8 protein-coding genes are annotated in these 13,674 nt (G+C 63.1%); 4 read left to right on the top strand and 4 right to left on the bottom strand.

Going from position 1 to position 13,674, the window contains the following annotated elements; genetic code table 11:
* Position 1: 1 nt before the first annotated feature.
* From ATM97_RS30905 to mobF, 3 genes are all read left to right on the top strand, one after another.
* The gene (locus ATM97_RS30905) at positions 2–346 is read left to right on the top strand and encodes a helix-turn-helix transcriptional regulator (protein WP_218721759.1); all 345 of its coding nucleotides are present in this window, start codon (positions 2–4) and stop codon (positions 344–346) included.
* A 296-nt stretch (positions 347–642) separates the two neighbouring features.
* Positions 643–1,803: a hypothetical protein gene (locus tag ATM97_RS30900; protein ID WP_218721758.1), complete on the top strand. Its 1,161-nt coding sequence runs from the start codon at positions 643–645 to the stop codon at positions 1,801–1,803.
* 169 nt (positions 1,804–1,972) lie between these two features.
* A complete protein-coding gene (gene mobF, locus ATM97_RS30895) occupies positions 1,973–7,876 on the top strand; it encodes a MobF family relaxase (protein ID WP_157125490.1) in 5,904 nt (1,967 codons plus the stop codon).
* Between the two features lie 279 nt (positions 7,877–8,155).
* Here mobF and ATM97_RS30890 read toward each other — a convergent pair whose 3' ends face one another.
* Positions 8,156–8,380 carry a hypothetical protein gene (locus ATM97_RS30890; RefSeq protein WP_143876021.1) on the bottom strand — a complete coding sequence of 75 codons (225 nt, stop codon included), beginning with the start codon at positions 8,378–8,380 and terminating at the stop codon, positions 8,156–8,158.
* A 323-nt stretch (positions 8,381–8,703) separates the two neighbouring features.
* On the opposite strand from ATM97_RS30890, the gene ATM97_RS34950 reads away from it, so the two are divergent.
* Positions 8,704–10,170, top strand: a complete 1,467-nt coding sequence (locus ATM97_RS34950) for a HEPN domain-containing protein (protein ID WP_062990300.1) — start codon at positions 8,704–8,706, stop codon at positions 10,168–10,170.
* 170 nt (positions 10,171–10,340) lie between these two features.
* Here ATM97_RS34950 and ATM97_RS34945 read toward each other — a convergent pair whose 3' ends face one another.
* From ATM97_RS34945 to ATM97_RS30870, 3 genes are all read right to left on the bottom strand, one after another.
* Entirely contained in the window at positions 10,341–11,066 is a 726-nt protein-coding gene (locus ATM97_RS34945; RefSeq protein WP_084504680.1) for a DUF4145 domain-containing protein, read from the bottom strand.
* Positions 11,067–11,367: 301 nt separating this feature from the next.
* A complete protein-coding gene (locus tag ATM97_RS30875; RefSeq protein ID WP_143876020.1) occupies positions 11,368–12,738 on the bottom strand; it encodes a hypothetical protein in 1,371 nt (456 codons plus the stop codon).
* Positions 12,739–13,214: 476 nt separating this feature from the next.
* On the bottom strand, positions 13,215–13,628 hold the full coding sequence (locus tag ATM97_RS30870) for a hypothetical protein (RefSeq protein WP_218721756.1): 414 nt from the start codon (positions 13,626–13,628) through the stop codon (positions 13,215–13,217).
* Positions 13,629–13,674 lie beyond the last annotated feature (46 nt).

Genomic DNA, 13,674 nt, shown 5'->3' with positions numbered 1-13,674 from the left:
CATGTCAGATCGACGAGTCACGGTGCGCTGGAACCTGCGCCAGCTGATGGCCGCCCACGGCATGTTTCAGACAAGCGAGCTGATGCCGCTACTCGCCGACCGGGGCATCACGCTGACCAGAACATTTGTCTATCGACTCGTCACTAACACACCCCAACGCATCAACGTCGAAGTCCTTGCCGCGCTCTGCGACATCCTCAACTGCACCCCCAACGACCTGCTCGAACTCGTCACTGAACCCGTCGAAAACGCCAAGACCGGTACCACCGGCCACCACGAAACCCAGGGCATCGGCGACCTGCGGCCGATCCGCTCGACCATTCGACGCCCCAAAACGGGCGAGTGACCGGCGATCGCGGGGCGCGCGCGACAGTGTGCGCGCACTGCGGACAGCACCGACCAGGTCGGCGCCACATCCTGGATCAGCCAGTCTGCCCCAACTGTGAGCTGCGCTTTCGACGAAAGCCCAGGCAGTGTCCACACTGCGACGAACCGAAAATCCTTGCCTTCTACGACAAACAACGTCGACCAAGCTGCGCGGCATGCACCGGGAACGAACCCATCTACGCCTGCCCCTGCTGCAACAGCGAGGACAAACACTTCGGCGCCTACTGCGCCGAATGCACCCTCGAAGACCGGCTGATGACACTGCTCAACGACCCCGCCACCAGCGAAGTTCACCATCAGCTCGTACCCGTGTTCCGCGCGCTGATGGACGCGCGAGATCCGCGCGCCACCTTGTACTGGCTCACACGCCCCACCAGCCGACCCGACATCCTCGCCGACATGGCCAACGGTGCACTCGCCATCGCCCACACCGCCTTCGACGAGCTCCCGACCACCCGCAACGTCTCCTACGTTCACGATCTACTCGTCGCCACCGGAGTGCTCACACCGCACTCCATCGCCGTCGACGCAATCACCCGCTGGCTCACCGACAACGTCAGCGACCTGCCCAAAGCCCAGGCTGACCTCGTGCGTCAATACGCGCGGTGGCGCCTGCTACGCCGCCTCCGACAGCTCGACGCAGCCGGCAACCTCACAGCCGGTTCGCTCGACACCGCACGCGCTGCCCTGTCCAGCGCCGTTCGCTTCCTCACCTGGCTGAACGCCCGAGGGTTGACACTGGCCAGCCTCAACCAGCACCAACTCGATGACTACCTCACCGAGTTCCCCACCCGAGCCAGCACCCTCGGGAGCGGTTTCCTACGCTGGACCACGAGCTCCAGAATCACCCATGCAGTCGCAGTTCCGGTACCGCCTCGACCCACCCCGAATGTGGCGATGGCTCATGACCTCCGCTGGGACCATGTCCAAACACTGTTGCACAACAACACAATTCGCGGATATACACGTGTCGCAGGACTGTTCATGCTGCTGTTCGCGCAGCCCCTCGTCCGCACATTGCGGATGCGGCGCGACCAAATCGAGGTGCACGGCGGCGGCGAGGTCACTGTCACCTTCGACAGCATCGCTATCGAATTGCCCGACCCGCTCAACAAACTCGTCATCGACCACCTCGACTTCGGCGCCCCAGCCTCATACGCCACTTCGAACTGGCTCTTCCCCGGCAGAAATCCCGGAAAACCGCTGGTCACCGAAAACGTCCGCGGCGAACTAGTCAGCCTGGGGATACCGCCCAACCACGCTCGCCAAGCGGCGATGTTCCAACTCGCCAGTGAGATGCCCACCGCGGTCCTCGCCGAGGTCCTGGGCCTCAACAACATCACCGCGATCCGCTGGGCCACGCTCGCCTCCCGAGACTGGGCCTACTACGCCGCCCTGCGCCGCGAACCCACCTAACGATCCACACCGACCATCACCATCACCGAATACGTAGAAGTCGAATACGGTACGTGCACCAGCACGATCCGATAACGCCCGTGTCGATAGTTGTCCATCGTTGTCCAGCGTAGACCAAGCGAATAAATTGCCCCTTGCGGCAAGGGAATTCGCGATGCTTCATGGAGGCATGGTCGCGACCATTCATCGAGTCGCCGCAGGAAACGGCTACCAATATTATCTGCGCAAAACCGCCGCCAACGATAGGACAGCTCGCGGGCGGTCATCGCTGTCGCAGTACTACTCCGACCACGGCGAAGCACCCGGACGTTGGCATGGCACCGGACTAACCTCGCTCGGCATCGCCGCTGGTACGGAAGTGACCGAGGAACAGATGAAGTCGCTGTTCGGGCAGGGCCTTCACCCGAACGCCGAGCAGATCAAGACCGAGGTCTTCCAACGCCAGATTGCGCTCGGCGCCAACGACCGCGACGCCACCCGCACGGCTGAGAAGGCAACCAAATTAGGCAACAAATTCGCCATCTACAAGGTCCGTTCGGAGTATCGGAAGCGCTGTTCCGAGGCCTACCGTGCGCACAATTCAGAACGAAATCTCGAGCCCACTGCCGCAATTCCCGATGATGAACGTGCGCGCATTCGTACACGACTCGCGACCGGAATGTTCACTGACGAGTACGGCCGCCCACCTCTGAACGCACGAGAGTTGTCGGGATGGGTCGCCAAAAACTCGCGCGCGAACCAGGCCGCGCTGGCAGGTCTCGAGATCGCCTTCTCCCCGGTGAAGAGTGTGTCGGTGCTGTGGGCGTTGGCCCCACCGGACATGGCAGCCCGGATCGAGGCCGCCCACCAGCGTGCGATCGGTGATGCGTTGACGTGGTTGGAGCGCAACGGCTTGTTAACCCGGCTCGGCCGTAACGGGGTCCGCCACGTCGAAGTCGAGGGGATCGTCGCGGCCTGTTTCACCCATCGCGACAGCCGCGCAGGCGATCCCGACCTACACACCCACGTCCTGATCGCCAACAAGGTCCGCACCCTGGACGGGAAATGGCGCACGATCGACTCCCGGCTGTTCCACGAAGCCGCTGTCACGGTCTCGGAGATCTACGACTCCCGCCTCGAGCACCATCTCGAACTCGCTCTCAACCTGCAGTTCGAAACCCGCCCCGACCGCAACATCCACCAAGTCCCCGTCCGTGAGGTCATCGGCGTCCCGCTGGAACTGATCCACGCCTGGTCGCAGCGAGGCACCGCGATCAACGCGCGCCTGGACCAACTCACCGCCGATTTCCAGACAACCTTCGGCCGCGAACCGACCCCGGAGGAGGTCTACGGTCTCGCCGACCGGGCGACGTTGGATACCCGTCCGGCCAAACACCTTCCGGAATCGCACACCCAGCAAAGTGAGACCTGGTTGGCCCAGGCCACCACGTTGCTCGGTGGCCGTGAGCCGGTTGAAGCGGTAGCGATACGCGTGGTGGCGGTGCCGCGGATACCTCGCCCGGACCCGGACGCCGTATTCATCGCCGCGACCGCCGAGCGCGCGCTGGCCGCAGCGTCGCAGCGACGCTCGACATGGCGGCCGTTCAATCTGCGGGCCGAGATCGAACGCCAACTGCGCGGCCAGATCAGCCCGGCCGACTGGGACTGGGTTCCCGACAAAGTCGTCGTCGCCGCGCTCTCGCCACGGTCGGCGGTTGCGCGCGGTGATCCCGACCTCACCGAAGAGCCCGGGCTGCGGGCGGTGCCCGCCTGGTTGCGCCACCGCGACGGCAGCCCCGTTCACGTTCGACCGAACTCCCAGATCTACACCACCGAAGCCACTCTCGACGTCGAAGCCGCACTCATCGAGCTGTCGATCGAGCCCGGCGCCCGCACCCTGGACTCCGCACTGCTGACCAGCGCGGTCGCTGACTACAACACCGCGCATCCTGATCGGCCGCTCAATGCCGGCCAGGTTGGTGTCATCTCTTCCTTCGCCACCTCCGGGTTGCGCGTGCATACCGCCAACGCCCCTGCCGGAACCGGCAAGACCACTGCCATGCAAGTCCTCACCAGCGCATGGCATTCCAGCGGCGGCACCGTCCTCGGCATGGCGCCCACCGCTGCCGCGGCCGCTGTTCTCGGGGAGTCGATCGGCACCCGTGCCGAGACCGTCGACAAGCTTCTCGACGTCATCGACCGCCACTCCCGCCGCCCGGATTCGCCCACGATCGTGCGGGATCATCCGCCGTCGTTGCCGCAATGGGTCCTCGACATCGACGACCGAACGCTGGTGATCGTCGACGAGCACGTCAAACTCGGCAACACCAAACGTCTCCAACTGCTGCAGTTCCTCTCCCAGCGCGGCGCGACGGTGCGCTGCATCGGCGACGACCGACAACTGCCCGCGATCGACGCCGGTGGCGCCGACGCCGACATGAACGCCGCCTCCCCCGAACAGACCTTGACGCTGTCGCACGTCGTCCGGTTCGCATCCACCGGCGAAGCAACGGCGTCGATCGGGCTACGCGAGGGCGACCCGGCCGCGCTGGCCTGGTATCTGGACAACGACCGCATCCACGCCGGGCACACCGGATCGGTCTACGACGACACCTACACAGCATGGGCCGCTGACAACGTTGCCGGTCGCGACGCGGTCATGTTGGCGCCCACACACAAGGTCGTGAGCGCGCTCAACGCACGCGCCCGCGCCGACAGACTCACCCGAACCGGCACGAAACCCGATACTGAAGTGGCCCTCGTGGACGGTCTTTCCGGCTCCGTCGGTGACACCGTGCGCACCCGACGCAACAACCCGAAGCTGCGTTTCGGCCAGACGGACTGGGTTCGCAACGGCTACTCGTGGACCATCACCGCCGTCCATGAGGACGGTTCACTGACCGTTTCGCATCGACGCGGCGGCACCGACAGCGACAAAACCGTACGACTTCCGGTCGAGTATGTGCGCGTCCACGTGCACCTCGGATACGCCGCGACGATCGATTCCGCGCAAGGAATCACCGCCGACGCCTGCCATGTCGCGCTATCCGGGCTCGAATCCCGCCAACAGTTCTACGTCGCGATGACCCGCGGAATCCACGCCAACCACGCCTACATCGCCACCGCCCTCGACGGCGCCGAAGGCTCGATCTACACCGAACCTGCCGTCTACCCGCGCACCGCAGTCGAAGTTCTGCAGCGAGTGTTGGCTCGCGACGGGGCCCAGAAGTCAGCGCACACCGAGCTTCGTGACGCCCTCGACCCGGCTTTGCGGATCGGGCGGGCAGTCGATATCTACCTCGACACCCTCGGCCTGGCCGCCGAACACGCCCTCGACACCGACCGTCTCGCAGAACTCGACCGTGCCGCCGACACCATCCATCCCGACCTGACCGAGAGTCCCGCTTACCCGGTGCTCCGTCAACACCTGGCCCTGATCGCACTCACCGGCGCCGATCCAGTAGCCGCACTTCGCGCTGCGGCTACTGCCCGCGAGCTCGACACCGCCGACGATCCTGCCGCGGTGCTGGACTGGCGTCTGGATCCCTCTGGAGCACATTCCACCGGTAGCGGGCCTCTGTCCTGGACGCCAGGGCTCCCCACCGGTGTCGCCGATCAGGCTCTCGCTGAACCTGTTCGGGCACGCGAACGGATCGTGTCTGCCCTTGCCGAACAGATCCGTGATGCCGCGGCAGGGTGGACACCGGCCACCGCACCCGCGTGGGCGCGCCCACTGCTGGGCACCGATCCCTCATTGCTGGGCGAGCTCTCGGTGTGGCGGGCCGGACTCCACGTCCCCGACACCGACACCCGACCCACCGGCCCTGCCCGCTACACCGACCTCGAACGCCTACACCAGAAACGCCTGCAACAACGCGTCATCGACGCCTACGGTGACCCGGCACTCCCCCGCAATCGGTGGGCCGACGTCGTCGATGACCTCGATTCTCGTATCAGCACCGATGCGTTGTGGTCGGTCGTGGCTGACAAGATCGACCTCGCCGCACGTTCCGGACTCGACATCACCGTCCTGCTGACCGACGCGGCCGCACAGCGGCCATTGCCCGACGAGATGCCCGCCGCAGCATTGTGGGCGCGCCTGGAACTGGAACCTTCCGCCCTCGATACCACCAGCACTGACCTACTCCGACCCGACTGGCTACCCGACCTCGAAGCCGTTCTGGGCACCGACATGACCGAACAAGTCACTACCGAACCGGCCTGGCCTCGCGTCGTCGCCGCCGTCGAACGCGCCACCAGCACCTGGTCACCCCGCGATCTACTCGTCACTGCCTACGAACTTCTCCAAGGCGCGCAACCCGACGACGCCGCACCGCTGCGCGCCGACCAACTCGCCGCCGCACTGGCCTGGCGCATCGACGCACTGCACCACCACACCCCGACAGAGCAACAACCCACCCAAGGCCATGAACCATTCGCGCGTGAACCGACCGCCCCAGACGCCGAGAGGGAGCCCTCGGCCAGTTCTGCTACCGCCGCGTCGGCCACAAATGAACACGACGCCGCTCCTGTCGTCACCGTTATCAGCGACCCACTCGAGGAAGACCTCGTCACCGGTATCGAAGGCATCGCCCGATTGTTCGCGACAGGGCGAGTCGCTGACGCTGTCGCCGCATACCGGGGCTTCAGAACCGAGCTGTCCGACGACGAACAAGCGGTCCTCACCGCAGTCTCAGAAACCCTCTACCAGTACAGCTTCCCCGTCGCTCTGGCTCGACTGCGCTGGGCCGAGCAACAATTCCCGCAACACCGCGCGCTGATCCACGCGTGCACACCCTCGACCGATCCGCAAACCTTCCACCGCGATACCGAACCCGAGCGTGGCCGACCCCACCCTGTCTACGACCACCGCGAACACGTCGACCCCACGATCACACCGGCACTGTTCGACCCGATTCAGGCCGCCGGCAACGACGCCTTTGACACCTACCTCGACGACGCCGAACGTTTCGACAGCCGCTATATGGCACTAACGGGAGAGCGGCAAAGACCAGCAGGCGCTGGTTACCCGATCGACTACGACTTGGCCGCGATGCCCGCCATCGTTGGCCTCCCGTGCGTCGACTGCAGCACCGAACGTCCCCGCAACGCCAGCTCCCCCGTACCTCCACGACACTCCGACGACGGTCTGTGCCTCGACTGCCGCGACAACGAACGGCCAGGTATCCCCGACCACAACCCTGCCGATCACCTCGTCGCGCGATGCGCGCACATCGCCGAAACACATCCTGCGCCTGCGGCGCTAGCGATGCTCCGCCGTGACTGGCGCACACTCGACCAAGCCGGGCGCGCTGTCATCCAGCAATGGCTGACCGACAATCCCCTCACCGAACAGCCACTCCCGGTCCTCGAGCCGCTGCAGCGTTTGACCGAACGTGACCTCGCCGACGCGATCGACGGACTTGCCCAACGGCTCGGCAACTCCGCAACCGAGGCTGAATTCTTCGCACCCATCCGACACGACGGCTTCGACCCCGGGCCCGACCCGATCGTGGTCGCACACCAGGATGCTGCCGACACTGCCCGCGACACCGCACGAATGCGTGCCGACGAACTCGACAGCGCCATCCGGCGACTCCGCATTACCAGCGACGCGCTCGATACTGCCCGCGAAGCGCTCGACGCGCTGCCGCTGATCCGACGTGCGGCACGCCAGACCATTCAGAGCCGTATCAACGACTTGTCTCGAGAACATCGCGAGCGCCGCGGGGAACATCAACAGGCCCGCGACATCGCCCGTGCGGCGAACCGACACGCCAACGAACTGATCGCCCAGGCCGAGCGCTCCGCTGCCGACGACGAGACGCGCCGAAGCGGTGAACAAGCTCGAGCCGCAGCCGAAAACACTGTCGCACGCGATGCCACCGTTGAGGCGCTCCACCAAGGGCTCGAATCCGAGCTCGCTGCTCATCGCACAGAACACAACAGGCGACAGAATCTGACCAATCCTCAACGGCAGCTGGAGGAACGCGCGCGCCAACAACATGCGGCCACCGCCGATGAGTTCACGGTCGAGGAACGCTCTGCAGTAGAGGGCACCGGGCCTGACTACCGATCGGGCATGGGTCTCTAGGCGCCAAACCAGGAGCCGGGGCTAGAGCTGGGTGTTCTTCCTCGCCACTTAGGATCCCGCCGCCGATCCAAAGGTGTTTCGGATCCGCCTCCACAGCAATCACGCGCTCGCGCTGCGGCCATCCTGCCGCCGCACAACCAACCGGCGCGATCGCAGTACCAACTCGACCCCGCCAGACCTCGGTTTCGGGAAGTCGGTGCAGCAGAGGGACAACGCGACGGCACTCCCGATCGACCCGCCTTCAGCTCGCTGGCTACCAAGGTTGCGCCGCAGCCTCTTTCACCGTTCAGAGTTCTCGGCGAGGGTGCGCGCCAACTCGGTCAGCTCGTGCGGTCCTCGAATTCCTGCACACGCATCACAAATATTGATCACGCGATCAGAGAACGGCGCAGCGAAGGCAGGTAGGCCAATGTCCTGCTCAAGTTCGTCATCCCATTCAGTGGTGGTATTGACCTGGCACAGGTTACAGGTCCACGTCCAGTCACTATCCGCATTGTCCGCCATAACACAAGATTACAGAGAGAAACGGTACCCACTGGTTTGAACTATACTGCGACACAACACAGGTCGGCGCGACGTCGTCGCACCCTCCGCCCGCGTCGGCGTCGGATTTCGTACCGCCGCTGTCGTGATGGGTAGGCGGATGCCCCGCAAGAGTAGCCGCCGACATCATCGACGACACCTCACTAGGCGACCGGATATCTCGCTCGGTCTCAGCGGAAACCGCGGCCAACCGCCGGTCTGTACGCAAGACCCAGTGCGAGCGATAGCCGCTGAGCTACCGATGAAGGCATCGACGCTGAATCTTCTGTGGTAGATAGTGACTGGTGAGTGAGACACGTATTCGGGAGCTGTGTAGCGCCCTCGTTGCCGCAGCCTTCGAGGAGCTGACGTCTGATCGAGTGATTCCGATGTGGTCTGATGCTCCGAGACTCCAGGCGGATATCGACTTCGATGCCGATCGAATCCGAAGTCGGTCAGAGTACACCGCGCTCAAGGACGAGCTCCTCCAGTCCTTTCCCGCCCTGTTCGACGACCTTGATGACTTCTTCAAGTCGTTTACTGTTCAGCAGTATATCGATACCTTCCTTGAGGAAGTTCTCTACCAGTGTGGTTATGCGGATGATTTTTCGCCGACCGGAGCGCCGGTGAAGGAGGTCATGGATGAACTCGAACGGGTCCTCACTGGGGCACCGGGAGACTTTGTCGTAGCACGATTGGTTTCCCACCTGACAACGGAGTCGGGTGCGTCGATCGAGCTCGAAGGCATCAAGGTCATACCCGATCAGGTCGGGTCAGCGTCAAATATCGTGATCCGCAGACAGATTCCGGACTCGGCACACGTCTTGCAGCGTCGGCCGTCCGTCAAGGGACTCACGCCGCGGAGTCTGCTAGTCCTTCGCCAGACACTCGATACGCCCGGTTTTCACACCGGCAGAGAACTCAGTCGAAAGCTTGACCACTTCATCTTGATCGCCTCGCTTCTCACCAATGGAACCGCTCAACCTGTCTATGAGGTTACGGGGATGTCCACGGCGGTGACTCAGGTTCCGGCCAGGCTCCGGGAGTTGATGAACGATGGGTCGATCACAGTGGCTCGTCGAGTGATCCGGTTGAATGACGCGCACGGCCCAGCTCTCGATGCGCTTTCAGCACTCGTTCGATCGGCAGATCCTGGACACGAAGGCAAGATTCACACCTCCTTCGGCCTGGCGCTCAAGAAGTTCGGCGGATTCGATCACACGACTGACGCGTTCGAGCAGTTGGTTGATCTGGCCACCGCGCTGGAGGGCGTCATGGTGGGCACCAACGAGGGGGAGGGACTTACGCTTCGATTGTGCACGCGTGTATCCGCGTTGCTTGCTGCCGACGACGACTCTGCACGCGGCATCTTCGGGGATGTGAAAGCGCTGTACGGTCTGCGCTCGACAATCGTGCATGGAGGCGAACTCACCGAGAAGGCGCTCCGGAAGACCCTCGCATCGGTCTCGACGACATCGGATACCAGCGACGATGTGAAACTCACAGTGAACCTCGGATACGCGATTGATCGGCTGCGTGACATCGTGAGGCGAGCCATCCTCGCTCGGCTCTGTCTCGCCACGGGGCCCGATCCGATCCCGCACTGGCCACTCGGCGACAAGCCGACTGCGGTTGATGCCATTCTCAGCGACGACAGCTCACGTGAGGTTTGGCGATCGTACTGGCGAACTCACCTTGCCGAGATCGGAGTCGGAGAGGCAGCAAACCGGGCAACTGCGGTCGAATACGCGCTGAGTCGATCTGAGCGCTAGCTCGATGATGGCTGCCAGGCCTCCTCCGTCTGGACCAGCTAGAACGCGACTACGTTGGCAGGACAATTGTGTGAGTCCGTGGCCGTCGGCGTACTGACCGGCGAGGTGGTGTGGTTCGCCGGTCATCGCCGCCAGCACCGACACGACACTGACGGCGCAGCCGAGCTGAGTTACGGCACCCACCGCTTCGCTTGGACCACACGGCGCGCTCGTTCGTGTAGGGCAGACGTGTCAGACTTGAAGAGCAATTTCAGCGCTAGCTCGACGAGTTCAGCAGCTTCGACGAAGTCAACTGCGTCCAGTCCTCCAGGATGAGTACCTTCGTTCCCAACCCATTTGACGGCCTCCAACAGGTCTGCCACTTCGGATTCGATCGCCCGAAAGTCGGTGAGGCGCTGGTGTAGCGGCCGAAATTTGTCATTTGTCGTTGTGGCGGCAATCCCTTGCTCGTCCATCAGACGCTCGATGCTCTGGCGCAGCAGCGCTATCCCCGCCGATGGATCGCTCCACGCCACCCCAGCAGCACGCAGGAGGGTTTGTCGGATAGAACCTGGGACCGAATCAGGAATTTCAACAACTGGAACTGGGGGATGGAGCACCCGCACGCGGAAGTAGTGATCGAGATTGTCGTCGATGTCGTACTGGACTGCGTAGTCGCCGACAACGGCGACCCGCTCCCGGCATGCCTGAGCGTTGCAGAAGAGGAAGCCATGGAAGATCCCGCGGATATCGGTGGGATCACCACCGCTCTCCCAGCCATACGTGCTTGGGCTCTGAAGGTGCTTCAGATGTTCATCGTCGGCCGTCAGCTTGCCTTTCGAGCACGCGGGACATGGCAGTACCGGCCAATTCCCGGTACGAAACCAGCCAGTCAGAAGGCGAACCTGATCGTCCACGGCATCCCTATCTCAGTGATCCATCATCCAGTCGCGACAGACTGACAGCGACGTCCTAGCCTACGAGCTGCGATTCGTCGATGTCCCAGTCTGCAGGACTCGGTACCCTACTGTCGGCCCGAGACGGAGCACACTCGTTGTTGGAGGCCCCCGATGCCCACCACCGCTTAGCGGCCGCCTGTGCACCGCGAGATCGTTTGGTACTGCAGCACGTTCGTATTCAGCTCTGTAGCCGCCCAGTATGGTGGGGACTAGTCGGCCACCATCGGTTCGTAGCGCTACGCGCCGCGGTCCCACACGGTCATGATGATGCGAGGTCGGTAGGCCGTTGCGGTTGCGGTTGCGGTATCTCCATTCCGGATGCCGACCGGTACCATCTTCGCGACGCTGAGACCAACAACATCGGGATCGTCCAGAACTGAAGCCAATTCGGGATAGCCGCGCCCGACGATCCTGATTCCTGCGTCCCAATTCCGAGCTGCTTCTTGAGACTGGCGATCTGTAGGCAGATCAAGCGTCTGAGCGCGCGTCTAGCAAACCTCGCGGGGAACCATCGCACATGGTCATCGCGTGTCACCAGGGAGCGAATCATGATAATAATGGGTGCAAGAATCCACCATGAGCTGGCAGCACCCTGTGTCAAACGGACCACGATCGAGTCATCGGCAGTACCGATGTAGACGAACGGCAAAGCGATGAAGAGGGCAAGCAAACCAGCGCAGATAGCTGCTATCGCCCTCGCAGTGAAAACGGGGCGACACACAATCAACCAAAGTGGCATGAGGATGAGAACTGACACAATTGCCCAATACCCGAGGGTTGCGACGATAAGCCACACCAACCCTTGCCAATAGCCTTCGGTATCCGAGCGGATCAGCCGATCGGTGCCGACAACCACCGCTGGACCAGCAACCGTTATCGAGACAACGACGATGACTTCGTATGCCCACCAGAGCCGTCGGCTCCATGCGTGGCCTGCCCAGCGGGCCGACGTTGCAAGATCTGACCATCTCGGAGGAGACTCATCATCTCCTGTTGTCGGCTCACGGACGATGTTGTTGAGCCTAGCTAGGTCGGACCTCTGACGATGCCTGGTCAACGCCCTACTGAGCGCCAGACTGTCACGGAGCCCTGACTGTGAGTCGATGCTGATAATCGAGATCGCCGTAGCAATAACAACGATCACGACTCCGGTTAGCAGGTTGTCGTCATGGACAGCATCGGCGAGCGATGCAAGGCCGACGACCGCAGCGGTCAATCCCAACGCCAACGCAGCATCGGAGAAGTGCAGATGTCGCGCGAATTCAGCTGCCCGCCCCTTCAGCCTCTCCGTGCTTTCGGATGCGGTTGCGGTTGCCTGCGACGGGCTTGAGGTTCGAGTCCACCACGCGGCGATGTTGAGCGCGACGACAACCGTCGCGATGACTGCGAGCAGGTCAATGCCCGTCGAGGTGTCGATGGTGAGTTTGAGGCTGAGCTCACGGGCGCGGTCCGGGCTCGTCCGCGATAATATGAGGAGACCGATAGTGAGCACGCCGTAAATCACAGACGCGCTGATCAAAAAGACAGCCGTTCGCGATGTCGAGCTACTCAAGTGATTGTCTACAAAAGGTGCGACATCTCGATGGTCAGCCAATTCACTGGATCCGCTATTCGCCGCACTCTCGGGCACGCTGGTACTTATTATTAACCCCCATGAAGAAAATGCCGTAACACGCGCTCGTCAATGAACGCTGCATGATCATCGCGCGACCAACTACTCGATGTCAAAGCGCACCGGCCGCGTCTACACAATGCCCAAATTCCATCCAGACCGTCGACTTCGACCTTGCGCCAGTAGCGCAAGCAGCCCAGGTCGCGAGCAACCGCCACGACCGCATCAACCCGCGCGCGGCGCCACGATTCCCGAACCTCGCACCTCACAGAACCCGGGTTCGTCGGCAACCACACGAGAGCCCCACACCAGCCAGTCCTCTTTGCCGACAACGACATACGCCACGGCCACCACTGTGACAGGCCGATCCGCGCCAGCACACCGACGACAGGGACTCGAAGTAGGTAAGGTCTTCACCGGCGAGCGGTCGCTGGATCGCATCGAGATCCTCGACTGGTTGCCCCGCACTGCCCAACAGCCTGCGACTCCGCTCATCACGCTGGGCCACGGCTGTGTTCGATGTCGCGATAGATCCGGTCTGTCGCGGCATCGAGAGTCCAGCTCGCATCGATGCGGACTTCTTCGACGAACGGCAGCGGCTGCCAGCCGTGATACCACGAGGCCATCTGCTCCGGTGGAATCGTCGCCGCCTGTGGGCGCCCCGCGTGACGGTCCAGGGTCTGGGCGAAGGTGAGATCGAAACTGTAGAACAACGACCTTTCCACCCAATGTGTGAGCCGGCCGAGCATGCTCCCGTACCGGTGGGCATGGAGGATTCCCTCGATGATCACCACCATCCCCCGCCCCGAACACGAACGGGCGATCTCCTCGATCAGGTCGATGTTGAACGCGCCCGCCTCGTCCGGTTCCCGGAGCATGTTCCGCCGCACCAGATCCTGGGAGATCACCGCGCATTGCCCATGTTCGAATCGGCGCTGGACTGCGATCGCGGTG

Origin of the sequence: Nocardia sp. MH4, assembly GCF_019266065.1 — a bacterium.
Classification (GTDB): domain Bacteria; phylum Actinomycetota; class Actinomycetes; order Mycobacteriales; family Mycobacteriaceae; genus Nocardia; species Nocardia canadensis.
Note: the sequence above shows the minus strand (reverse complement) of the source record. Positions and strands in the feature narration are given on the sequence as shown.

Coding starts and splice junctions, on each gene's coding strand:
- ATM97_RS30905 (WP_218721759.1), top strand. CDS start 2: ATGTCAGATCGACGAGTCACGGTGCGCTGGAACCTGCGCCAGCTGATG.
- ATM97_RS30900 (WP_218721758.1), top strand. CDS start 643: ATGACACTGCTCAACGACCCCGCCACCAGCGAAGTTCACCATCAGCTC.
- mobF (WP_157125490.1), top strand. CDS start 1,973: ATGGTCGCGACCATTCATCGAGTCGCCGCAGGAAACGGCTACCAATAT.
- ATM97_RS30890 (WP_143876021.1), bottom strand. CDS start 8,380: ATGGCGGACAATGCGGATAGTGACTGGACGTGGACCTGTAACCTGTGC.